Raw genomic sequence first — 23,781 nt, 5'->3', positions numbered from 1 at the left:
TCCCCGTCTCCGTCAGGGAGGAAGAGGCGCGAAGATGAATCGCCAGTGCGGACCCAGCACGGATACGGGTCCCGGTCGGCCGGGCGGACCGGATTGCGCCTTCCCGGTGGAGAAATGAGACGCCTATCACAAATCCTGAGGGTGGCGCTGGGCGCCTTCCTGGCGCTGGTCATCGTGATCGTGCTGCTGCGCCTGGCGCTTCCGCACTGGGATGGCCTGCACGCCTGGGTGGAGGATACTGCCAGCGAGCAGCTCGAGCGCGAGGTCACCGCCGCAGGGATTGAACTCGGCTGGACCGGCTGGTCGCCGGCGCTGGTGGCGCGCGATGTCCGCGTGGCGATGCCGGATGGTGAACCGGTCGCCATCGACCACCTCGGGGTCGCGCTGAGCGTCGGGGCCAGTCTGCGCAGTCGCCATCCATCCTTCACAGTGCATCTTCGCGGCGTCGAGCTGCGCCTGGTGCGCCACGCCGACGGACGCTTTTCCCTGCACGGTCGCGAGCTTGGCATGGGCGAGGGCCGCTTGTTCACGCTCCCCGTGGAGCAGTGGCCGGATGTCGAGGCCGAGGCCATCCGATTGGTCTGGGACGATCGCAGCGCCGGCCTGGAGTCCGATGCGTGGCTGGACCGGGCCGCCCTGCGCACGGCGCATGACGGGTCGCTGCGGATGTACCTCGAAGGGGTGCTGGATGGCGAGGCCGCGGGTGGGCACTTCGAATTGGGGCTGAAGGCCCCCGCGGCGGATTTGCGTGATGCGCGCTTCTTCCTGCGGGCCGATGCGGTCGACCTGACCGCCTGGCAGCCGTGGCTGGCCTACCTCGGCTGGCCCGCGCCCGAGGGCACGGCGGCGCTGCGTCTGTGGGGCGGACTCGACGACGGGCGTATGGCCTGGCTGCGTGGGGAGCACGAAACCACCCTCAATCTGGCCGGGGAGCCGGTCGGCCCGGCCATCGGACATCGTTTCGACTGGCGGGTGCAGGAGGATCGCCACCGCTCGTCCTGGAGCGGGACCCAGCCCGGTTCCGGCGATCTGCGACTCGCCTATCGCCTGGAGGGCAAGCCGGAGGGGCTGGTGGTGGACGCGGTGGAAATGGCCGCGCGCGATCTCGAAGTGGAACCCTACGCGCCGCTGCTCACGCTGCTTCAGGATGCGGCGCCCGAGTTGGCGGAGCGGATCGCGGACCTGCATCCGCGCGGCACCCTGGATTTCGCCCGGCTGGAGGCCCGCCGCGAGGATGGCCGTCTGCAGCCTGTCTGGGCGGAGGCCGATGTGCACGACCTTGGCTGGCGCGCAGGGGATCACGGGCTTGGCGTGCAGGGCGCCGCGGGCTATATGCAATGGCGCCGTGGCGGTGTGGAACTGCTGCTGGACAGCCGCGACCTGCAGATCGACCTGCCGCGTGTGCTGGCCGATCCGGTGCCGCTGGATACGGTGCGCGGACGGCTGCGTGCCGAGCGCGATGACGCCGGACACTGGCGCCTGGCGGGCGAGGGCCTGAATGCCGCCAATGCCCATGCCGCGGTTCGCGGCCGCCTGCGGGTGCTGCTGGATGGGCACGCGGCCGGCCCCCGCGTCGATATTGCGATGGACATTCTGCGTGCTGACGGTGATCACACCGCGCGCTACCTGCCGCTTTACCACCTGCCGGACAACACCTACCAGTGGCTGGTGGACAGCATCGTTACGGGCACGTCCTCCGGCGGCGGCATGGCCTATCGCGGGCGCGGGAAAGACTTCCCGTTCGCCGGCGACGAGGGTGTGTTTGATCTCTGGGCGGATGTCGAGGCGGGCATCCTCGACTATCAGGAGGGCTGGCCGCGGGCCGAGGACCTCAGTGGCCGGCTCCTGTTCCACAACGCGAGCTTCCGCGCCGAGGGTGCGCGCGGGCGCATTCTGGACACCGAGGTGCGCGACACCCGGATCGGGATCGAGGACATGGAGCATGCGGTCCTCGAACTGGAAGGCACGGCAGAGGGCGATGCGGCGGATCTTCTGGACTACCTGCGCCAGGCCGAGTTGCTGGAGGAGGCGGCCGAACTCCGTGACCAGGCGCGGCTGGACGGGCCGACCCGGCTGGGTCTGTCCCTGAACCTCCCGCTGCAGGCGGGCCGAATGGCCGCGACCCGCGTCGCCGGTGAGCTGGACCTGCGGGGTATCCGCGCCGAGGTCTCGGGCTGGCCGACCATTCTCGAGTCCGTGGAGGGACGGGTCCAGTTCGATACCGGGGATCGCGTGACGGCCGATGGGGTCACCGCGCGGGTTCACGGCGAGACGGTGACGCTGGGGGCGGACTGGCCGCTGGATGGCGAGACGGCGCGGTTGACGGCGCGCGGCCCGCAACCCCTGGCCCCGTGGCTGGAGGACTTCCCGGAGCTTGCGCCCTATCTCGACGGCTCGGCGCACTGGGATGCCCAGCTGCGCTTGGGGCCGGCGGTGGACGGGGCTCGTCTGGAGTTGCGCTCGGACCTGGTCGGGGTCGCGATCGACTGGCCGGAGCCGATCGGCAAGTCCGCGGCTGCGGCCCGCGAGCTGGAGCTGGCGCTTCCGCTCGGGCATGACGGCGCCGGTATCGGCCACCTGACGCTGGGTCAGGTGTTGCGGGCGCACTTGCGTCTGTCTGCGGCGGCCGCGCCGGAGGACCCGGCTGTACGGGGTGCCGAGCCACGTACGGCGGCACGCGGGATTGGGTTGCAGGCCATGGCGCTGGAGATCGGCGCGCCGTGGGCGGGTGCCCTGGCCTTGCCGGGGGAGGGGGTCTCGGTGCGGGCGCGCCTGCCGGAGTTGGCGGTCGACCCTTGGCTCAAGGCCCTGAGCGAGGCCCCCTGGGGTGGCGATGTGGATCTGGGTGCGGCCAGCCAGGACGCTGGGGAAACCGCGGGAGCGGTCGCGTTGACCCGCCTGGAACTGGATATCCGCGACCGGATCCGCTGGGGCGAGCAGGACCTGCCCGGTGTGCGCTTTCTCGGTCGACGCGGGGATGCGGGCTGGGATCTGGAGGCCACTTCCGACTGGCTGGCGGGCGAGGCCCGCTGGCGGCCGATGGGAGCGGGCGGGCGCGACCGCTGGGAGGCGCATGTGCGCCACCTGGTCCTGGAGGATCTTGAGTGGGGCGGCGAGCCGGACCCCGATCCCGGGGTGAAGCCCGTCGCAGCCGGGAGCTTCGAGGACCCGCGCGTGTGGCCGGCCGTGGACTTGACCCTCGACAGCCTGGCGCTGGGGGATTACCGTTTCGCGGATATCGAGCTGGGGCTGGAGCCGCAGCCGAACGGACTGGTCGTCCGCGACCTGGAGCTGAGGACCCCGGACGGTGACCTGCACGCAGACGCCGTCGGGGTCTGGCGGGTGACCACCGGCGGTCTGCCGGAGACGCGCCTGGACGTGAGCCTCTCCGGCGGTGACTGGGGCCGGGCGCTCGAGTCGGCGGGGTTGTCGCGTGCGATGGTCGGCGGTAGCGGTGACGGTTCGCTGTCGCTGACCTGGCCGGGCCCTTTGTATGCCCCGCGCCTCGCGCAGCTGGCGGGCTCCATGGAACTCTCCCTGGAGGACGGGCGTCTGGCGGATGTCGAGCCGGGCGCCGGCCGCCTGCTCGGCCTGGTTAGTCTGGACGTGTTGCCGCGGCGGCTGCGGCTGGATTTCCGCGACGTGTTCACCGAAGGCCTGACCTTCAGCGAACTGATCGCGGAGGCGACACTGCGCGATGGTGATCTCTACGTGCCGGCCCTGCGCATGGAAGGGCCCTCGGCGCGCGTACGCCTGAGTGGTCGCACCGGGCTGGTGGCGCGCGACTACGATCACGAGATCGTGGTGGTGCCCAGCCTGCGTACCGCGCTGCCGATTGTCGGGGCGCTGGTGGGCGGGCCGGTGACCGGGGTCGTGGTGCTGCTTGCGGAACGCGTGCTGGGGATTGGGGATCAGATAGAAGAGGCGGCTCGTGTCGAGTATGCGGTGACGGGCCCCTGGGACGACCCGCAGGTGCGCGTGCTGGTACAACCGGCCGCGGGAGCCGATGGGACTGACAACGACTAACGCCGGCAGGGATCGGCGTTGCGGGCGCCATAACCGGCCCCGGTAACCAGATGATCGGAGCGACATGACTCAGGTAGCGGCCATCCAGATGGCCTCCGGACCCCAGCCCCAGGCGAACCTTCTGGAGGCGAAGCGATTGCTGCAGGAAGCCGCCGGCAAGGGTGCCCGCCTGGCGGTTTTGCCGGAGAACTTTGCCTTCATGGGCATGCAGGACACCGACATCCTCGGGATCGCGGAGGTGGCCGATGGTGCCGGCCCGCTGCAGGCGTTCCTTGCGGAGCAGGCCCGGCGCCTGGGGTTGTGGATTGTTGGCGGGACCATCCCGCTGCAGACCCCGGGCTCCGAGCGGGTACGTTCGGCCTGTCTGGTGTTTGACGACCGCGGGCAGCAGGTGGCGCGCTACGACAAGATCCACCTGTTCGATGTGTGCCTGCCGGACAGCACCGAGGCCTACACCGAGTCGAAGGTCTTCGAGCGGGGTGACCAGGTGGTGGTCGTCGATACGCCGGTCGGCCGCATGGGGCTGGCGATCTGCTACGACCTGCGCTTCCCCGAGCTGTTCCGGGCCCTGCTGGACCAGAATGCGGAATGGGTCGCCCTGCCGGCGGCCTTCACCGCCCAGACCGGACAGGCGCACTGGGACGTGTTGCTGCGGGCGCGCGCAATCGAGAACCAGTACTACATGCTGTCGGCGGCCCAGGGCGGCTTCCACGTGAACGGCCGCGAAACCTACGGCCATAGCGCCCTGGTGGACCCCTGGGGTCGGGTCGTGGGCCAGTTGCAGCGCAACCCCGGGGTACTGCTGGCGAATCTGGACCCGACCCAGGCCGCGCGCATCCGGAGCAGCTTCCCGGCAGTGGACCACCGCCGCCTGCCGTGCCCCGGGGCCATCTGACCAGGAAGCGTACCCCCTGGATACCGCGTTTTCCGGGCCGGGGTGGCGATATACCCGCAACGGCCGCGCGCTTGAAAGCGAACGGCGTGCCCCAAGCTCCATACTGAGGGCCGACAGCTGCTCCCCCATGATGGACACGGAACAGCGGATTTACGGAACCCGAGAGGACTTCATGATCGACCGCCTTGCGCAACAGACCCTGCTCGACCCCGCCGGTCTCGGCGAAAGCGAGCTGAGCACCCTTCTGGGGACCACCTTCGGTCACGGTATCGATGGCGGTGACTGCTACTTCCAGTTCGCCAGCCAGGAGGGTTGGTCGCTGGAGGACGGCATCGTGAAATCCGCCAGCTTCAACATCGAACGCGGCGTTGGCATCCGTGTGGTGCGCGGCGAGCAGACCGGGTTCGCCTATTCCGACGACATCGCGATGCCGGCCATGCTGGAGGCCGCGAAGACCGCGCGCAGCATTGCCAGTGCCGGGCAGAGCGGGCGTATTGCGGTTGCCTCGCGCGCGTCCTCGCGGCCGGCGCTGTACGCCCCCGACAATCCGCTCGATTCGCTGGGCGAGCAGGCCAAGATCGACCTCCTGAAGGAGGTGGATGCCGTCGCCCGCGCCGAGGATTCCCGCGTGACCCAGGTGATGTGTTCGCTGGCCGGGGTGCACGAGGTGGTGCTGGTACTGAATGCCCGCGGCGAGATGACCACCGACGTGCGCCCGCTGGTGCGCCTGAACGTCCAGGTGATCGTCGAGCAGGGCGGGCGCCGTGAATCTGGCACCTCCGGAGGCGGCGGTCGTCACGGCTACCAGTACTTCCGCGAGGATGGCCGCGCCGCCGGTTATGCCCGCGAGGCGGTGCGCCAGGCCCTGGTGAATCTCGATGCGCGCGACGCGCCGGCCGGCAGCATGAAGGTGGTGCTCGGGCCCGGTTGGCCGGGCATCCTGTTGCACGAGGCGATCGGCCATGGGCTGGAGGGTGACTTCAACCGCAAGGGGACCTCGGCCTTCTCCGGGCGCATCGGCGAGCAGGTGGCGGCCAAGGGCATCACCATCGTCGACGACGGTACCCTGGAGGGCCGCCGCGGCTCGTTGAACGTGGACGACGAAGGCAATCCGACTCAGCAGACCGTGCTGATCGAGGATGGCGTGCTGCGCGGCTACATGCAGGACGAGATGAATGCCCGCCTGATGGGTACGCAGTCCACCGGCAACGGCCGTCGCGAGTCCTATGCCCGGCTGCCGATGCCGCGCATGACCAATACCTACATGCTGGGCGGTGACGCCGATCCGGAAGAGATCCTGGCCTCGGTGGACGATGGCCTGTACGCGGTCAATTTCGGTGGCGGGCAGGTGGACATTACCTCCGGCAAGTTCGTGTTCTCCGCCTCGGAGGCCTACCGGGTGGAGAAGGGCAAGGTGACGTACCCGGTCAAGGGTGCGACCCTGATCGGCAATGGCCCGGATGTCCTGACCCGGGTGTCGATGATCGGGAACGACATGAAGCTCGATTCCGGCGTCGGCACCTGCGGCAAGGAGGGCCAGGGCGTGCCGGTCGGCGTGGGACAGCCCACGCTCCGTATTGACGGCATGACCGTGGGCGGTACCCAGGCGGCCTGAGGGCTGCGGGGCCGATGCAACCAAGGAGGCACAGATGAATCTCGATTTTCTCGAACAGGAACGTTCCCTGCCGGAAGGGCATGGCCACGACAAGATCGTCCAGTGGCATGTCTTTCGCGCGCGCGACAAGGCCGAGCAGTTCGCCCACCACGTGGAGCTGAGCGAAGGCCAGGACCTGGTGGGCGGCTGGACGCGTGATAGCGTCGGAATGCTCTACTGGGTCGGTGTGCACGTCGACGACCTGGAGCGCTGGGGTAACGCCGGCGCGGTCCACAAGCACGGCGCCCGGGTCGACTAGTCATCCCTTCCCCGGGCCATCCGGCCTGGGGTGTCCTTGTATCGCCCCCAGATCAGTCATCGAGTAGCGGAACCCTGCATGAGTACATCTCCCGAACGCGCCATCCCGGAACCCGTGTCCCAGGAAGACGGGGTCCAGGCCCTGTCCCATTCGCTGGACTCCCTGCAGACGAGGGTTCAGCGCACGCTGGAGGCCGCGCGCGAGCGCGGTGCCTCGGACGTCCAGGCCGTGGTCAGTCACAGCGTCGGGCTGGAGTTGGGGGTGCGCAAGGGCGAGATCGAAACCCTGGAGCACGAGCGTGACCAGAGTCTTTCGCTGATCGTCTATTTCGGCCAGTCCAAGGGGGCTGCCTCCACCACCGATTTCAGTGACCAGGCCCTGATCGACACCGTCGAGGCGGCCTGCCGCATCGCCCGCTACACCGAGCCGGACCCGTACGCCGGGATGCCTGATCCCGCGTTCAAGGCGAGTGAGTGGGACGACCTTGGCCTGGATCACCCCTGGGGCTGTAGCGCCGCCGAGGCGACCGAGCTGGCCCGTACCATCGAGGCCGCCGGCTTCGCGGCAGATGAACGGATCGAGAACTCCGAGGGTGCCAGCGTCAGCACGCGGCGGGCCGTTGCGTTTCTCGGCGACAGCCAGGGGTTCATGGGCGGCTATCGCAGCACCCGGCACTCCCTGTCCTGCGCGCTGGTGGCGCGCGACGCAGCAGGCATGCAGCGCGACTACGCCTATACCGTCGCACGCCACGCGGAGGACCTGACCGCTGCCGAGCAGGTCGGGCGCGAGGCCGCCGAGCGCACCGTGCGCCGGCTGGGCGGGCGCAAGCTGTCGACCCGCAACTGCCCGGTGCTGTTTGCCCCGGAGATGGCGCGCACCCTGATTGGCAGTTTCACCCGTGCGATCGCCGGTCCGTCCCAGTACCGCGAGAGCTCGTTCCTGCTGAACGCCATCGGCGAGAACGTGTTCCCCGCGTGGATGCAGATCGAGGAACGCCCGCAGACGCCGCGCGCGCTGGGTAGCGCCCCGTTCGACGGGGAGGGCGTGCGCACCCGCAACCGCCCGCTGATCGCCGACGGCGTGCTGCAGAGCTATACCCTCGACAGCTACGCTGCGCGGCGTCTGGGCCTCGAGGCCACGGGCAACGCCGGGGGTGCGCGCAACGTGACCGTGGCCCCGGGCGACAAGGACTTCGCCGCCCTGCTGGCCGAGATGGGGACCGGTTTCCTGGTCACCGAGCTGATCGGCCAGGGCGTGAACCCGGTGACCGGCGACTATTCCCGCGGGGCCGCCGGCTTCTGGGTGGAAAACGGCGAGCTGCAGTATCCGGTGGAGGAGATCACCATCGCCGGCAACCTGAAGGACATGTTCCAGCGGATGGCGGCCGTGGGCACCGACGTCGACCGCCGCGGCAATATCCACACCGGCTCCATCCTGATCGAATCCATGACGGTGGCCGGCGACTGATCCTGTGCGGTGAGGCCAGCCTCGGGACCATTTCGGGCTGGCCGTGCCGGGCAGGGCGGGTGTCCCGGTAGGGTTTTGCAAACGGGACTTGCCCTGCGGATCCAGGCAACCGCCGGGGGCGCGGCGGGGGATCCCCTGGCCTGGCACCGGGCCCTGTATATCGGCGCTTTTTTTGTGATTAACTAGGCATCCTTCCGCGTCTGGGCGCCTTGTTGAAGCTTCTTTCGCTATTTCATCCACGTGCCCATGCAAACGGCCGGTATTCGTTCGCCGCCCTGGTGCTCATGCTGGGCGTGCTGCTGTCGCTGCTGGCGGCGGTGCAGGTCAAGCAGTTGCTGGATGACGAGGCGGTCGATCGGTTTGCCTTCGCCGCTGATCAGGTCACGATCCGCATCGAAGAACGCGTGGATGCCTATGCCCTGGTTCTGCGCGGGGCGGCCGGGCTGTTCGATGCCTCCGACGCGGTCACGCGCACGGAATGGCGCGACTACGTGCGCAAGTTGCGCGTCTCAGACACCCTTGAAAAGGTGCTGGGGATCGGCTTCACGCGCCTGCTGCGGCCCGACGAGCTCGAGTCCCATATCGCAGAGATTCGCGCCGAAGGCTATCCGGATTACACCGTGCATCCCGCGGGCCCGCGGGATATCTACACCTCCATCGTGTTTCTCGAACCGTTTGATGCCCGTAATCAGCGGGCCTTCGGCTATGACATGTTCTCCGAGTCGGTGCGCCGCGAGGCGATGATTCAGGCCCGCGACACCGGTCGCGCCGCGTTGTCCGGTCGGGTGCAGTTGTTGCAGGAGACCGGGGACGATGTGCAGGCCGGAACCCTGATGTATGTACCGGTCTATCACGTGGATATGCCGACCAACACGCGGGCGCAGCGCGCGCAGGCCCTGAAAGGCTGGACCTACAGTCCCTACCGCATGACGGATCTGATGACCGGCATCCTCGGAGACTGGGAGTTGATGGAAGGCGAGGCCGTGGGGTTGCGCATCTATGACGGCCCCGAGGTGGATTCGGAGGGGCTGCTATTCAGCAACAGCGAGATCGACTCCGGGGCGCCCAGTCGGTTTGCCCAGTCCCGGGAGGTCAATTTCAACGGGCGCATCTGGTCCCTGCAGTTCGATCATCAGAGTCCGCAGGAAGTGGTGGCCTATACCACCGCCTGGGCGACGCTGGGCGCGGGGCTGTTGCTGAGCGGCCTGCTGTTCGGATTGATCCTGTCCATCTCCGGCACCCGCGTGCGGGCGGAGCAGATTGCTGCCCGCCTGACCGAAGAGCTCAGGGAGCAGGGAGAGCAGCTGCGCCAGAGCGAATACCGCTGGCGCTTTGCCATCGCGGGCTCCGGCGGTGGCCTCTGGGACTGGGACATCGCACAGAACACGATGTACTTCTCCCCCCGCTGGGCGGAGATCATGGGGGTGGACGAGTCCGCCCTCGGGACCTCCCTGGACGAGTGGGAAAGACGCGTCCATCCGGATGATCGTGTGGCTGCGACGTCTGCATTGCGGGACTATCTCGAGGGTCGCCGGGCGCGTTACGTGAACGAGTACCGGATGCAGCACGAGGATGGCCACTGGATCTGGATCCAGGACCGTGGAATCGTCGTCAGCCGTGCCGAGGATGGGCGTCCGTTACGCATGATCGGTACCGATACCGACATCACCGAGCGCAAGAATGACGAACTGGCGCTGCGAGCCGCGCACGCCGAATCCCAGCGTTTCCGCGCCGCACTGGATTATGTGTCCTCCTACATCTACATGAAGGACACAGAGGGCCGCTACACCTTTGCCAACCACGCCGGTCTGGAGCTGTTCGGTGTGACCCCGGAGGATCTGCCCGGCAGTGACGACAACCGGTTCTTTCCCCCGGAAACCGTGCGCCGGTTGCACAAGATCGACCGCCGGGTGCTTTCCGGTGAGCAGACAACCGAGGAGGTCGAAGTCGTCGATCCTGCCGGTCAACGCCGGGTTTACCTGGAGATCAAGGCCCCGATTCGGGACGAGATCGATCCGGAACGGATCGTCGGGCTGCTGGGCATCTCGACCGATATCACCACCCTCAAGGATCACGAGCGACAGCTGGAACGGATCGCGCATTACGATCCGTTGACCGGCCTGCCCAATCGCGTACTCCTGGCGGATCGTCTGCACCAGGCCATGGCACATTCGCAACGCCATGGCGAGCGCCTGGCGGTGGTCTACCTGGACCTGGACGGATTCAAGGCCATCAACGACACCCATGGGCACGCCGCCGGGGACCGGATGCTGGTGGAGCTTGCGGCGCGCATGAAGGGCGTGATGCGCGCCGAGGACACGCTTTCACGCCTGGGGGGTGACGAGTTCGTCGCGGTCCTGGTGGATGTGGACAGTGTCTACGCCTGCGGGCCCTTGCTGAAACGTCTGCTCGGGGCTGCCTCGGAGCCGGTACGCATCGACAACGACCGGCTTCAGGTGTCCGCCAGTCTGGGGGTGACCTTCTACCCCGAGGCCGGTCAGGACCTGGAGGCCGACCAGTTGTTGCGCCAGGCCGATCAGGCAATGTATCAGGCCAAGCTGGCCGGCAAGGGGCGTTTTCACGTGTTCGATGCCGAGCGCGACCGGACGGCCCGCAGCCATCACGAGACCATCGAGGACATCCGTCGCGCCCTGGGAGACGAGGAGTTCGTGCTGCACTATCAGCCCAAGGTGAACATGCGCACGGGCGAGGTGATCGGGGTCGAGGCGTTGATCCGCTGGCAGCACCCCGAGCATGGCCTGTTGCCGCCTGCCCGCTTCCTGCCCGAAATCGAGAATCATCCCCTGTCCGTCGAGCTGGGGGAATGGGTCATCGAGCGGGCCCTGAAACAGATGGAAGAGTGGGAGGCCGAGGACGGCCCGGCCCTGGAGGTCAGTGTCAACGTCGCTGCCTTCCAGCTGCGCCAGAGTGACTTTGTCGAACGCCTGCAGCTACTCCTGGAGGCGCATCCGGAAATCGCGCCCCGGCGCCTGGAGCTGGAGGTCCTGGAGACCAGTGCACTGGGCGACATGGTCGAGGTGACCCGGCGTCTGGAGGGCTGCCGTGCATTGGGTGTCGCCGTGTCGCTGGACGATTTCGGCACCGGCTACGCCTCGCTGACCTACCTCAAGCGTCTGCCTGCAGGGACCGTGAAGGTCGATCAGAGCTTCGTACGCGATATCCTGGAGGACCCGGAGGATCTGGCCATCCTGAACGGGGTGATGAGTCTGGCCGAGGCCTTCGGACGCCGGGTTATCGCCGAGGGTGTCGAGACCCTTGAGCATGGCGACATGCTGCTGTACCTCGGCTGTGACCTGGCCCAGGGCTACGGTATTGCTCGTCCCATGCCGGCGGATCGGATCCCGGGCTGGGTGCGCGACTGGCGGCCAGCGACGCACTGGGCAGGGCTCTCCCGCATTGGTCGCGAGGACATGCCGCTGATGTATGCCTCTGTTGCGCATCGGGCCTGGGTGATGCGGGTGGAGGCCTACCTTCGCGGCCAGAGCCCGCAACCACCGACGTTCGCCGAGGACCGGGAGGGATTTGTACACAGCCTGGAGCATTCAGGGCTGCTTTCCCCGGTCGAGCTCGCGACCCTGCTCCAGCGGCATCAGGAGATCCACGAACTGGCCGGGGAGCTGGTGCTACTCCGCGAACGGGGTCAAGGGGAACGCGCGCTTGTTCGGTTGGACGAGCTGCATGCGCAGCGTGATGGTTTGCTGGATACGCTCTCGGGGCACCTGGGTTCGGCGCGTACATTGTAGCCCTGGGTGTTGGCGGCGGGCTGGCCGGCAGAAAAGGCCGACCACGGAGCGGCTCGCTCGGCGGCCAATGGCGGGCTTACAGTGAGGGAGCAAGACCGTGGCAGGCAGGAGGGGGATGGATCATTCAGGCGCATCCAGGGGGGCGGAGCGAGGGCCGCGCGGCGCTTGCTGGAATGGGGAGCCGCAAGCGTCGGGCTGCGCGGAGCATAGCCCTGTGGGAGCACACCGGTGAACTTCTTCGCGCAGCAGGAGCAGACGCAGCGCAGGGCCCGCTGGTTGCTGGCGCTGTTTGCCCTGGCCGTGCTGGCGATCGTCGGGGCTCTGGGCTTGATCGTCTGGGCTATGGGGGGCGGCACCGCGGCCATGGCCTGGGCCATGGGAATCACCGCGGGGCTGATCGTTCTTGCGAGCCTCTACCGCGCCTGGCGGCTGCGTGATGGCGGTGGCCGCCTGATCGCGCTGGAAATGGGCGGCGTCCGGGTTGAAGGCCATCCCGCGGACCCGCAGCAGCGGCAGCTGCGCAACGTGGTCGAGGAGATGGCCATTGCTTCCGGGGTGCCGGTGCCCGAGATCTACGTGCTGGAGCAGGACCTGGGCATCAACGCCTTCGCCGCAGGCTTTGCGTCGAACGATGCGGTGATCGCCGTGACCCGCGGTGCGCTGGACAGCCTGGAGCGCGCCGAGCTGAAGGGTGTAGTCGCGCACGAGTTCGGGCATATCCTCAATGGGGACATGCGCCTCAACATGCGCCTGATCGGCATCCTCTACGGGATCGAGATTCTGGCGCTGCTGGGGCAGGGCGGGCTGGCGCGGCGCCGGCGTCGACACAAGGGCGATATTGCCGCTACCGCGGTCGGGGTGCTCAGTGTGACCCTGATCGTGGTGGGCTATGCCGGGCTGGCCCTGGCGCGCTGGATCCGGGCCGGCATCTCGCGCCAGCGCGAATACCTCGCGGACGCCCACGCCGTGCAGTTCACCCGCGAGCCGGACGGCCTGGCCGGTGCGCTGAAGAAGGTCGCGGCCCGCTATGCCGGGCTGAATGGCAATACCGAGGAGATCACTCACATGCTGTTCGCCAGCGACGCGATCGGCCAGATCTTCGAGACCCATCCACCCCTGCTGGATCGCATCCGCACCTTGCAGCCGCATTTCGAGCCCCGGGATCTGCAGCGCCTGCGCGACCAGCTCAATGCCCGGGTGCGGCAGCGGGCGCACGAGCGCGCGGTGGACGGCATGCAGCGCGAACGCGAGGGGCGCCTGCCGGGCGCCGAGGCCGTGGGGGATGCCCTCGGTGGCCACCCGGCACTGACCCATATTCTCGGTGCCGGCATGTTGCTTGCGGCCATCCCGGGTCCACTGGCCTGGGCCGCGCGCTCGGATGCGCGGGCGATCGAGGTGGTCTTGTATCTCCTGTTGCATGCGGACCCGGATGTGCGCGAGCGGCAGCTGATGATGATTGCCGAGGCGTTGGGGGAGGCGCGCGGAGAGGCTGTACGTCGTCTGCAGGCAGCGGAACCTGCGCTGCGCGAGGACCTGCGCCTGTCGCTTCTGGAGCTGGGCTTCCCGATGCTGCGGCGGCTTTCAGCCGAGGAGCGTGCGCGCCTGCAGGGGCTGGTGGAGCGGCTGATTCATGCCGATGGTCGGGTGGCGGTATTCGAGTATGCCCTTGGGCGCATGCTGAGCCGCCAGCTGCGGGATGTGCAGGATCCTGCCGCGGCGTCCCGCCCCAGGACTGCCACGCTGGACGCCCACAAGCAGAGCGCGCATTACCTGCTGGCGGTGCTGGCCCACCATGGCCATCCAGACGACCCGGCGGCGGCGCGCGCCGCGCTGACCGCCGGGATTGGCAGCCTGGACGGGGCGCTGCCGCTGGCGGTGGAGATCCCCGAGGCCCTGACCGGGGCGGCCGGTGCGCGCGCATGGGCGAATGTGCTGGACCGCGTGTTGGAACAGCTGGATGCCCTGCGCATGCGCGACAAGGACTCGCTGATTCGGGCGATGGTGACCACCGTCAGCCATGGCGGTCAGGTGGTGCCGGCCGAGGTCGAGCTGCTGCGAGTGATGGCGGCGTCGCTACACGTCCCGCTGCCGCTGGCAATGGAGGGGGTGTTTGATGGTTTGGAGTAGCGGGTGGCCTGGGCATGAGGGTGCGGCCGGTGTCCCTCGAGGCGGGTTGGTTCTGGCCGGAAATGCCTTGAAACCGCTTCCATGTGGGAAACAAGCACCTGAATCCAAATTAAAATCCGACTCAAGCGGCGGATAACAAACGATTTTCCGGGCGCACATCAAGAAAATCCGAAAAAACACTTTCAATCGAGAGCGGTTTGGGAGGACAATGGCTGCGAGGTAACGGTAACAGGCTCCATGCAGCACCAGGCGACACCCCGAAAGGGGCGTTAAGATTCGCAGTTCCGGTCCCGGTTGGTTTGGGGCCGCGTAGAATCACGATCAAGTTCCATCGTCGTTCGGTTGCCCTCCAGTCTCTCCTCCCCTCGAAAACCCAATCTATTATGAACAAGCAGAGGTAACCGAAATGGCTACAGGTACAGTGAAGTGGTTTAGCGACGAAAAAGGCTTTGGCTTTATTACCCCGTCTGATGGCTCCAAGGACGTCTTCGTCCATCACAGCGCCATCCAGGGTAGCGGCTTCAAGTCGCTGGCAGAAGGCCAGAGCGTCTCGTTTGACGTCGAGCAGGGCCAGAAGGGCCCGGCCGCCGCGAACGTCGAAGCTCAGTAAGACAACCCCGGCGCGCAAGCGCCAGGTTGAGAGAGCCCCGCCTAGTGCGGGGCTTTTTTTGTGCGCAATTCGGGCTGTAAATCGGGACGGGCGTCGTCGCATGGACTTGGCGAGGCAGAACCACGCTAGAACGTGTCCTGGAAAGACCTTTTTTGTGTGGCGCAGAGCGGGCAACGTGCTACGGTTCCCGCATGATCGCTGGATATCGTCAACCCCGCGTCCGGATGCGCCGCGCCGGCCGCGCATGGCCTCGCTGGATCGCGGCGTTCGGGGTGCTGGTGGCGCTGGTCGTGGGGAGTGCGGCGGCGGCTCAGGGCCCCTATCGCGCGCCTGCAGCGATCCCGGGTACCCAGACCATCGAGGCATCCGAGGCCTGGGCGCTGTTCCGCGAGGGCGTGCCCTTCGTGGACACGCGGCTGCGCGCGGACTTCGAGGCGGGGCGAGTGCCAGAGGCCCGCAACCTGACGATCATGCGCGACCCCGATGACGAGCGGAATCGTTTTACCCGGGAGAGCCTGCTGGAGTTCATCGGCGAGCTGGACGCCCCGGTGGTGATGTACTGCAACGAACGGGACTGCTGGCGCACCGAGGCGGCCACGCACCGCGCCCTCGGGTGGGGCTTCACTCATCTCTACTACTTTCCCGGCGGCTTTCCCGAGTGGATCCGCTCCGGCTATCCCTTCGAATAGCCGCGTGGGCGCCACAGACGCACATTCCGGCAAGGGCATACGGCTCCAGACGGTCCTGACCGCTGTCATGTTCGCCGGGCTCCTCGTGCTTGCCGGGACCCTTGCGATGGGCACGCACCTTGCGGTCGGTCAGGCGGAGCAGCGCCTCGACCGGCTGGGCGTGGAGGGCCAGTCGGCCGCCTGGCGCCAGACGCTGGCGAACGAGTGGCAGCGCATGCGCGCCGAGGCGACCGCGGTGACGCGCAACGAGGCGCTGATTGGCGCCATGCGTGCCGACGCGGGCATCAGCACCTACGCGGACCCTCTGTACAACCGCCTGCGCGCCGGCGGGATCGCGGACCGGATCGTGGTCCTGGATGCCCAGGGCACGGTGCGTTATGACTCCGACGGCACCCGTGGCGAGCGCGTGCCGCTGGCGGACGCGGCGCTGGCGGACGGGCGCTTCCACGAGGGGCTGCATCATGTGCCCGGCGAGCGAATCTATGCCGGTCTGGCCATCCCGGTCTATCGTGGCGGCAATCCCATCGGCAGTGTCGTGCAACTGCGCGATCTGTCGACCTCGGCGCTCGAGTCCATGGCGGAGGCGATCGGCGGTCGCGCCGCGTTGCTGGATGGTCGCGGGCCACTGGCCCTCACCGCGCCATTCTCGATGTCCCTTTCGCTGAGTGGGCGACTGCAGGAGCAGGCGGCCGCCGGGCGCGTGGATCTGGATGGTCGGCATTCGCAGGTGGTCTATTTGCCCCTAACGCCATACGCGGCCGAGCGCCCGACCGCCAACGTGGTCCTGTCGCGTGACCTGACCGAATCGGTCGCCACCCAGAACCTCATCAATGCGCTGACCTATGCGGCCGCCTTCCTGGTGCTCGTGCTGATCGCGGGCGGGTTGTACCTGTGGCTGGGTCGCACCCTGCGGCCGATGCAGCAGGCCATGAAGACCCTCGACCGGATCGGCCATGGAGAATTCCACACGGATCTGCGCGTTGACTCCCGGGTGACCGAGATCGCCCGCTTGCAGCAGGTGACACAGACTATGGCGCAGCGCCTCGGCCGCATCCTGGAGGTCGAAGAGGAAAACGCCCGCCTGGCGTTCCGCGATGCGCTGACCGACCTGCCCAACCGGCGACTCCTGCTGGAGCATCTGGAACACGCCATCCACACGGTCAACCGGACCCGCCGGCATGCCGCATTGCTGCTGATCGACCTGGACAATTTCAAGACCCTGAACGACACCTGCGGCCATTCCGCCGGGGATCGCCTGTTGCAGGCCCTGGCCCAGCGCTTCACCGCGCGACTGCGCGACCAGGACATCGTGGCACGCCTGGGCGGCGACGAGTTTGTTGCCCTGCTGGAGGAGCTGAGCCCCGATCGTTCACAGGCGGGGGTCGACGCCCAGCGCATCGCCGGCGAGCTGCTGAAGGCGATGCGCGAGCCGGTCCGGATCGATGACATCGAGCATGTGATGTCCGGCAGCATCGGGATCACCCTGTTCCCGCGTGGCTACGATACGCCGGAGGAGTTGCTCAAGCAGGCCGATTTCGCCATGTACCAGGCCAAGCACCAGGGCCGTAACGCGGTGCGCTTCTACGACCCGGCGATGCAACGGACCCTGCTGCGCGAGGCGGAGCTGGAGCGCAACCTGCGCCAGGCGCTGGGGCGCGAGGAACTGGTGATCCACCTGCAACCCCAGGTGGACCCGGAGGGACGGATCCTGGGTGCCGAGGCATTGATGCGCTGGCCGCAGCCGGACGGAACCTGGATCTCCCCGGGCGAGTTCATCCCGGTGGCGGAGCACACCGGGCAGATCCTCGAGATAGGCCGCCTGGCGCTGCTTCAGGCCTGCCAGACATTGCGTGCCTGGCAGGCGCGGCCAGGGCTGGAGGATCTGCCGATCTCGGTCAACCTGTCGCCGCATCACTTGCGCCAGGCGCGCCTGATGGACGAGGTAACAGGCATCCTGGAGGAGACCGGGGCCGCTGCCCAGCGGCTGCACATCGAGGTGACCGAGAGCGTGATGGCGGATGCCTCGCCGCAGCTGATTGCCAATCTGGAGGCCCTGCGGGCGCGAGGGGTGGCGCTGGCGCTGGACGACTTCGGGACCGGGTATTCCTCGCTTGGCTATCTCAAGCGTCTCCCGCTGGATGTGCTCAAGATCGATCGCTCCTTCGTCCAGGACATCGAGCACGACGCGGACGACGCCAACATCGTCGCGACGATCGCGGCCATCGCCCACAACATGGGCCTGAGCCTGATTGCCGAAGGTGTGGAGAACGAGGCCCAGCGTGATTTCCTCGTGCGTCACGGCTGCCAGCGCTTTCAGGGTTACCTGTATCACCACGCCATGCCGGTCGCCGATTTCGAGGCCCTGGTGGCCGATGGGCCCGGGCGGGCGAACCAGGCGGACCGCGAACCGAGAGGACCGACGGAATGACAGCAAACACCCAGCGCGGGTGGCGGGCACTCCTGCTCGCCGGATGGATGATGGGGGTCGCGACCGGGCCCGTCGTCATGGCTCAGGCAGGGGAGACTCCAGCCCCCTGGGGCGCGGCTGCGCCGGTGGAACAGGACTACCAGGGTCTGCGGGCCGTGTACGACGTGACCGCCGGGACACCGGAGGCCCTGCAGAACGTGCTCGACCACGCGGCCTACCTGAGCCGGATGGTCGAGGACGACCCCTTCGACAGCCACATCGTCCTGGTGGTCCATGGTGGAGCGCTGGACCTGTTCGCGCGCGAGCATTTCGCCGCGCACGAGCAGCTGATGACGCGTGCCCGCGGGCTGACCCTGAATGGCGTGATCGAATATCGCATCTGCCAGGCCGGCGCGGCTCGTCGCGGCTACGCCCCGGAGGACTTCCACGGCTTCGCGAGCGTCGTCCCGATGGCCGATGCCGAAATCATCCGCCTGCAACAGCAGGAGGGTTACGGGTACATGCGTTAGGGCGACGCTGGCCCTTGTCCACACCCGCGTCGGCGCTCCATGTGGGGCGCAGGGTGGACGCGGTTCTACCGGCCCGTTGCCACCCGTGGTAGGTAGCTCCGGGTCGAGGAACGCGGGGCATCAACCCCGCAAGTCATTGAACGCCAGGCTTCGGCCAATGTTCCCACTGACGGCGTTGCGGTTCGCGACGAAAGCTCGGCTACACTGAGCTCACCACGCCTTGTCAGCACGACAGATCGATTCGAGGGCGACCACGTGTGTGGGGTCGCGTGTCCCCAGCGTACCAGAAGGGTATTCGATGACGGACGATAGAACGGCGAGGGAAGGATTTCTGCACGAGTTGGCGCAGACCAGCGTGCTCGCGGAGATCTGGCAGCATTTTCCGGAGAACATGTTCCTGATTCGGGTCGAAGGCCCGGATTTCGTGGTCGAGGCATCCAACGCGAAGATGCAACAGCTGTTCGCGCAGGACTGTACCGGCCGGCGCCTGCACGACATCCTGCCGTGGCCGGTCGCGGAGCAGGTGGTCGCGCATTACCGCGACTGCCTGCGCCAGGATGCGCCCCTGCGCTACGAGGAACATGCGGCCTTTCGCGACGGCGATGGAGTCGAAAAGGAAGGGCACTGGCTCACCCTGCTGTTGCCCGTGCATGACACGCAGGGCGCGATCACGCACTTGTTCGGAATCTCCCAGGATGTCACCGAGTTGCGCCTGGCGCGTGAGAATCTGGAGCGCTACAGCCACAACCTGGAGGCCGTGGTCGAGGAGCGCACTCAGGCCCTGAATAGGGAAACACTGATGAATGTACACGCTCGCGTTGGTGCCCCATGTTTTCCGAGACAAGGCGTGTTGCGCAGTCCGGTAGTGGTTCTACCGGCAAGCGTCACAACGCAGGATCGGGGAACATGGGGCACCAACCCCACAAGCCATTGAAAGACGGGGCTCGGCCGATTTTGCCCGCTGACGGCGTTGCGGCCCCCTTGTGCAGAATGACTGCACGGCAGGCACCGCGTCTTGTCAGCGAGCAAAATCGACTCGAGCGCGAGCGCGTACATTCATCAGTGTTTCCCTGGGCCAACCGCGAGCTCCAGGAGGCCAATCAGCGGTTGGAAAAACTCGCGTCCTGCGACCCCCTCACCGGGGTTGGCAATCGCCGGCACTTTCAGGCACGGGCCGAGAGCGAGATGAAGCGCGCCCGCCGCCACGGCAATCCCCTATCGCTGTTGATGTTCGATCTCGACGGCTTCAAGCGGATCAACGATGAAGAGGGACACGCGGCCGGCGACGCTATGCTGAAGCGGGTCACCGCGACCGCGCAGGCAACCCTGCGCGACGCGGACCTGCTTGGACGCTATGGCGGGGACGAATTCGTCGTCCTGCTCCCGGACACCCGCCTGGCAGACGCCCGGCGGATGGCCGAGCGCCTGCAGGCGCGGGTGCTGGAACAGGCAGACATCTCCATCAGTGTCGGCGCGGCCGGCTTTCTCGCCGACGACACCCATCTTGACCACTTCGTCCACCGCGCGGACACGGAACTTCTTGAAGCTAAGCGCACCGGTAAAGAGGCGAACTACTCGTAACACACCGTAGAGGGCGGTAGTTCTCGCCCTGTGAGCGCCTCAGATCGCTGTGTCGGACGCAACATCATCACTATCGGATGAGCCATCCTCGTTAGCGGGTGCTGCAGGGTCGCCCCTCCGGATCGTAGGAGGAGGGGGTACCCAGGCTCTCAGCCGTTGGCCGGCTTGCTCGTAAAAATGCGGCACGGCGCGCTCAAGCTCTTCGATGAAGACCTTGTTGCCAGAAAAGCGCGCCGCGAGATCGCTCATGTAGAAAACCTCGAAGCCTGTAGGGACCACATCCGTGTTGTCGGACTCCAATGCATCCGGGTCTTCCAGCACGTCGGCCAGGGCCGCCTGTGTGGCTTCTGCGCGGCCGGGTCGGGTGGCCTTGACGAACAGACCGGTGGTATCGATGCCCGACAATTGACGCCGTAGCCAGTTGACCCGCGCACTGGCGCGTTTCTTGTCTTGTGGCGCAGCCAGCTTCATGCAGCAGACGATTACCCGCTTGGCCAGATCGGCCGTCACGTGAAGTTCGGCAGCCGCATTGGGGATCTCTAGTTCGCATTCCAGAACATGCTTACTGGCGAGGATTTCGGAATCATCCTTCAATCGCTTTTTCGGGTCGGTTCGATGCGAGCGTGACAGACGCAGCCGCACCGAACGCGATAGTTTGCGGCTCATGACCAGGCTCAGGTCCCGCTGTTCCTGGTGCCAACTGGAGACGGTGTTCTCCACTTCCTCGCTGTTCTTGTTCAGCGTGGCGCCGCTTTTTACCTTGGAAACGACGTCTTTCCATTCGCGATTCATGCTGTCGAACCGGCTGATACCGCTTGAATCGTGCCCGAGATAGCGCACGACCTCTTCCAACAGAAAGTGCTGGTCGGGGGAATCGATCTCGTTCCCTTCGAGGAGGAGCGTGGCCTGCGTCAGCAGATACATCCAGGACCAGTGATACAGCTCGATGTTGCGCGTCTGCGTTTTGGGTAGTTTGACGGGGTGGTGCGAGGGCTCGGCGACGAACTGGTTAGTGATGGTAATGACGGCGTCGATCTTGTGGGCCTTCGCCTGATCGAGATAGGTCTGCAGCTGGTCCTCGCCGATCTCGGCGTTGCCGATTTTCGCCTCGATCAGGGCGGTCCACTTCTTGCGGCCGGTGTCGAGGACAATAAGCCCGTCCGGACGATCGTTCTTCGTCTTACGTTGCTTCGATTTGCGGTCTTCGCTGAAGGTGACTTCTGTCCAGGCTCCCAGCTCGGCGCGGTTGCCGACGCGGACGCCAAGGGAATTGAGCATGGTCTGGCGAAACTCGAAAATGCCGCGCATCGCGGCAAGTACGACCGAGGTCGCCCGAACTTCCCGGTTGGAGTCCGCGGTGACGGGGATCAGGCGAGCGGATTCACCGCATTCGATGTAGTCGGGCTTGGCAATCATGAGGCGTCCTTGTCACTGCATGCACCCGCGAACCTAGTCGTTCACGGCACGGATTGCGAGGTTTGCGCGACAGTCGGACTGCCTTGAGGTGGTCTCTGGCACCTTGCGGCAATCGCGAGCCGTTCAGAGGCCGAAGATCTCGGACTTCAGGCCCCACTTGGAGGCGAGGGTCTCGGTCGCGTTGAGGAATTCCTCGGCGCGGGTCGGGTGGTTCCATTGGCCCTTGGCGATCCAGGCCAGTGCGGTGTCGCGGTCGGGGGCCAGCGACAGGATATGAATCAGCTCGCCGGCGTCGGCGCCGATCACCTCGCCGCCCAGAAGGGCCCCGGTGTCCATGTCGCCGATCAGGCGCACGAAGCCCTCGGGCTCGTCCTGTCCCAGGGCGCGGGGGGAGGTCTCAAAGGCGGCGAAGCCGACCGCCGGTTCCAGTTCATCGTCCTCGGCGTCGTCCTCGTCCATGCCCAGGCGCGCCATCTCCACCGCGGAGTAGATCGCGATCGGGACAAAGCGCTCGTCCTGTTCGCGCGTGTTGCCGTTCTGGATGTTCTCGACCGCGATGGTCGCGTCGGCCAGGGCGTGGTTGGCGGTCTGCCACTCGCTGGCGACATCGCCGATGACGTAGATGTTGTCGACGTCGGTCTGCAGGGTGGGGCGGCGCTGGACGAAGCCGCGGCCATCGGTCTTCACGCCGATCGTGTCGAGGTTCAGGCCCTCGGTGTGTGGGGTGCGGCCAGTGCCGAGCAGGACCCAGTCGACCTCGAAGGTGTTGCCTTCGGTGTCGGTGATGGTGACGCCGTCGTCGGATATCTCGACCTTCTCGTAGCCCTTGACGCGGGTGGGCTCGACGCCGTCCTCGGCCAGGCGTTCCTTCAGCGTGCCCAGGGCCTGGGGGCTGAACTTCTGTCCGGACAGTGGTTTGGAGCGGCTCAGCCAGGCCACGTCCTTGCCGAGGTGGTGGAAGATCCAGGCGAATTCGGTGGCGACCACGCCGGAGCCGATGATGGCGACGCGCTGGCCGGCCGGCGGCTTGTCGTCGAACAGCATGTCGGTGGTGAGGACGCGGCCGGGCTCGGCCTTGAACGGTGCCGGCACGCTGGCGGTGGCGCCGGTGGCGATGATGGTGTGCCGGGCGCTCACGACCTCGGTGCCGTCGTCGGTCACGACCTCCAGGGTCTCGGCGTCGCGGAAGCTCGCGGCTCCGTGGCGGTACTGGATCTTCAGGTGCTTCATGTAGCCGAGGTAGGAGTTGCGCACCTCGGTGACCACGTCCTTCTGGTGGTCCCAGGCCTTGCCCATGTCGGCGCTGAGGCTGCCGCTGATGCCACGGCCGGCGAAGTGGCGCTGGGCGGCAACCGTGCGTGCGGTGTGGTACCAGTCCTTCTTGGGCACGCAGCCGCGGTTGAGGCAGCAGCCGCCCCAGTCGGCCTTTTCGATGATGACGACGTTCAGTCCGCGCAGGGCGCCCAGGACGGCAGCACGATAGCCCCCGGGGCCACTGCCGATGATGGCCAGGTCAAAGGTTTCGCTCATGGTGGTTACTCGTCGGTCAGATCAATGATCGGGTCGTGCCATTCCAGCTGTGTGAGGTTCAGCTCGAACACGCGGCCGTCGGCCTCGTAGTCGAAGCGCACCGGGACATGGCGCAGTTCGCGGGCGAACCAGGCGGACAGGGCGACATCGCTGTCGTCCGTGCGGCGATCGATGCGGATGGTCTCGACCCGGCCGATCGGGGAGTCCATGGTCTCGCGCCCGGCATACTCGAAGCGGTATTCGCGCAGGCGGTCGCGTTCCAGGGCCTGGATGGTTTCGCGGTCGCCTGCGCTGGACAGGGCCCCGCTCTCCAGGCGTTGCATCATCAGATACAGCGATCCAAGGAAGTCCAGGGTCTGCGGCGGCACCTCGAGATCAAAGCGTTCGCCGTTGATGGTGCCGATCGCGCGGTTGGTCTCCCAGTCGAAGCGGGTCTCGACCTTGCGCTCGCGGCGCGGGGTGATCTGCTGGCTGCGCGATTGCACCAGCTGCAAATCGCCGTTTCGGCTGTTCATCAGGGCCTCGCGGCTCAGCTCGAAACGCCCGAGGATGCGCAGGAAACCGGAGACATGGGCGTCCATCGCCATGCGGGTCTGCACGTCTTCGTGATTGAGCGTGATGCGCGCCTTGAGCGTGTTGCCCATGGCGTTGGCCTCGTAACTGGCGGTGTAAGGCGGGATCGGGCTCAGGTCGCGCTCCGCAGCCGCGGGGGCGGCCAGCAGGGCCAGCAGCAGGGCGATTGCGAGTCGGGACATGGGGGTTCTAGCCGACCGGGTGCGGTGGGCGGCTCCGGTCGTCAGGGCCTTAAGGAACCTCTGCCCGAATC

Annotated in this window: 14 protein-coding genes and 2 pseudogenes; 13 read left to right on the top strand and 3 right to left on the bottom strand. The window is 66.9% G+C overall.

From position 1 onward, the window contains the following. Positions 1–114: 114 nt before the first annotated feature. The 13 genes and pseudogenes from F816_RS0103840 to F816_RS14000 form a co-directional block, all read left to right on the top strand. Positions 115–4,026, top strand: coding sequence for a YhdP family protein (locus tag F816_RS0103840; RefSeq protein WP_038085279.1), 3,912 nt, complete (start codon positions 115–117; stop codon positions 4,024–4,026). 64 nt (positions 4,027–4,090) lie between these two features. After that, on the top strand, positions 4,091–4,921 hold the full coding sequence (locus tag F816_RS0103835) for a carbon-nitrogen hydrolase family protein (RefSeq protein WP_019593625.1): 831 nt from the start codon (positions 4,091–4,093) through the stop codon (positions 4,919–4,921). 172 nt (positions 4,922–5,093) lie between these two features. Then, positions 5,094–6,536, top strand: coding sequence for a metalloprotease TldD (gene tldD / locus F816_RS0103830; protein ID WP_026333118.1), 1,443 nt, complete (start codon positions 5,094–5,096; stop codon positions 6,534–6,536). A gap of 34 nt (positions 6,537–6,570) precedes the next feature. After that, a complete protein-coding gene (locus tag F816_RS0103825; RefSeq protein WP_018143927.1) occupies positions 6,571–6,834 on the top strand; it encodes a hypothetical protein in 264 nt (87 codons plus the stop codon). A gap of 78 nt (positions 6,835–6,912) precedes the next feature. Next, entirely contained in the window at positions 6,913–8,301 is a 1,389-nt protein-coding gene (gene pmbA / locus F816_RS0103820) for a metalloprotease PmbA (protein WP_019593623.1), read from the top strand. Positions 8,302–8,585: 284 nt separating this feature from the next. Continuing rightward, positions 8,586–12,065, top strand: coding sequence for an EAL domain-containing protein (locus F816_RS0103815; RefSeq protein WP_019593622.1), 3,480 nt, complete (start codon positions 8,586–8,588; stop codon positions 12,063–12,065). 228 nt (positions 12,066–12,293) lie between these two features. Continuing rightward, on the top strand, positions 12,294–14,192 hold the full coding sequence (locus F816_RS0103810; RefSeq protein WP_019593621.1) for a M48 family metalloprotease: 1,899 nt from the start codon (positions 12,294–12,296) through the stop codon (positions 14,190–14,192). 406 nt (positions 14,193–14,598) lie between these two features. Next, on the top strand, positions 14,599–14,802 hold the full coding sequence (locus tag F816_RS0103805) for a cold-shock protein (RefSeq protein ID WP_018143924.1): 204 nt from the start codon (positions 14,599–14,601) through the stop codon (positions 14,800–14,802). A gap of 224 nt (positions 14,803–15,026) precedes the next feature. Beyond that, positions 15,027–15,491 carry a rhodanese-like domain-containing protein gene (locus F816_RS0103800; protein WP_019593620.1) on the top strand — a complete coding sequence of 155 codons (465 nt, stop codon included), beginning with the start codon at positions 15,027–15,029 and terminating at the stop codon, positions 15,489–15,491. A gap of 67 nt (positions 15,492–15,558) precedes the next feature. After that, positions 15,559–17,919: a bifunctional diguanylate cyclase/phosphodiesterase gene (locus F816_RS0103795; protein WP_019593619.1), complete on the top strand. Its 2,361-nt coding sequence runs from the start codon at positions 15,559–15,561 to the stop codon at positions 17,917–17,919. 50 nt (positions 17,920–17,969) lie between these two features. Then, entirely contained in the window at positions 17,970–18,428 is a 459-nt protein-coding gene (locus F816_RS0103790) for a DsrE family protein (RefSeq protein WP_019593618.1), read from the top strand. Positions 18,429–18,768: 340 nt separating this feature from the next. Then, positions 18,769–19,218, top strand: a pseudogene (locus F816_RS14005) (PAS domain-containing protein); the annotation flags it as partial. Between the two features lie 284 nt (positions 19,219–19,502). Continuing rightward, positions 19,503–20,009: pseudogene (locus F816_RS14000) on the top strand (GGDEF domain-containing protein); the annotation flags it as partial. Positions 20,010–20,048: 39 nt separating this feature from the next. Here the strand turns inward: F816_RS14000 and F816_RS0103780 are convergent. From F816_RS0103780 to F816_RS0103770, 3 genes are all read right to left on the bottom strand, one after another. Further along, positions 20,049–21,425 (bottom strand): hypothetical protein, encoded by a 1,377-nt coding sequence (locus F816_RS0103780; protein WP_019593615.1) that lies wholly within the window; start codon positions 21,423–21,425, stop codon positions 20,049–20,051. Positions 21,426–21,548: 123 nt separating this feature from the next. Continuing rightward, the gene (locus F816_RS0103775; protein WP_019593614.1) at positions 21,549–22,955 is read right to left on the bottom strand and encodes an NAD(P)/FAD-dependent oxidoreductase; all 1,407 of its coding nucleotides are present in this window, start codon (positions 22,953–22,955) and stop codon (positions 21,549–21,551) included. 5 nt (positions 22,956–22,960) lie between these two features. Further along, positions 22,961–23,710: a DUF3108 domain-containing protein gene (locus F816_RS0103770; protein ID WP_019593613.1), complete on the bottom strand. Its 750-nt coding sequence runs from the start codon at positions 23,708–23,710 to the stop codon at positions 22,961–22,963. Positions 23,711–23,781: the final 71 nt, after the last annotated feature.

Origin of the sequence: Thioalkalivibrio sp. ALM2T (genome assembly GCF_000381505.1) — a bacterium.
Lineage (GTDB): Bacteria > Pseudomonadota > Gammaproteobacteria > Ectothiorhodospirales > Ectothiorhodospiraceae > Thioalkalivibrio > Thioalkalivibrio versutus.
This window is presented reverse-complemented; position numbering and strand designations above follow the sequence as displayed.

Coding starts and splice junctions, on each gene's coding strand:
- F816_RS0103775 (WP_019593614.1), bottom strand. CDS start 22,955: ATGAGCGAAACCTTTGACCTGGCCATCATCGGCAGTGGCCCCGGGGGC.
- F816_RS0103790 (WP_019593618.1), top strand. CDS start 17,970: ATGGGGGTCGCGACCGGGCCCGTCGTCATGGCTCAGGCAGGGGAGACT.
- F816_RS0103815 (WP_019593622.1), top strand. CDS start 8,586: ATGCTGGGCGTGCTGCTGTCGCTGCTGGCGGCGGTGCAGGTCAAGCAG.
- F816_RS0103835 (WP_019593625.1), top strand. CDS start 4,091: ATGACTCAGGTAGCGGCCATCCAGATGGCCTCCGGACCCCAGCCCCAG.
- F816_RS0103770 (WP_019593613.1), bottom strand. CDS start 23,710: ATGTCCCGACTCGCAATCGCCCTGCTGCTGGCCCTGCTGGCCGCCCCC.
- F816_RS0103780 (WP_019593615.1), bottom strand. CDS start 21,425: ATGATTGCCAAGCCCGACTACATCGAATGCGGTGAATCCGCTCGCCTG.
- F816_RS0103840 (WP_038085279.1), top strand. CDS start 115: ATGAGACGCCTATCACAAATCCTGAGGGTGGCGCTGGGCGCCTTCCTG.
- tldD (WP_026333118.1), top strand. CDS start 5,094: ATGATCGACCGCCTTGCGCAACAGACCCTGCTCGACCCCGCCGGTCTC.
- F816_RS0103795 (WP_019593619.1), top strand. CDS start 15,559: ATGTTCGCCGGGCTCCTCGTGCTTGCCGGGACCCTTGCGATGGGCACG.
- F816_RS0103825 (WP_018143927.1), top strand. CDS start 6,571: ATGAATCTCGATTTTCTCGAACAGGAACGTTCCCTGCCGGAAGGGCAT.
- pmbA (WP_019593623.1), top strand. CDS start 6,913: ATGAGTACATCTCCCGAACGCGCCATCCCGGAACCCGTGTCCCAGGAA.
- F816_RS0103800 (WP_019593620.1), top strand. CDS start 15,027: ATGCGCCGCGCCGGCCGCGCATGGCCTCGCTGGATCGCGGCGTTCGGG.
- F816_RS0103805 (WP_018143924.1), top strand. CDS start 14,599: ATGGCTACAGGTACAGTGAAGTGGTTTAGCGACGAAAAAGGCTTTGGC.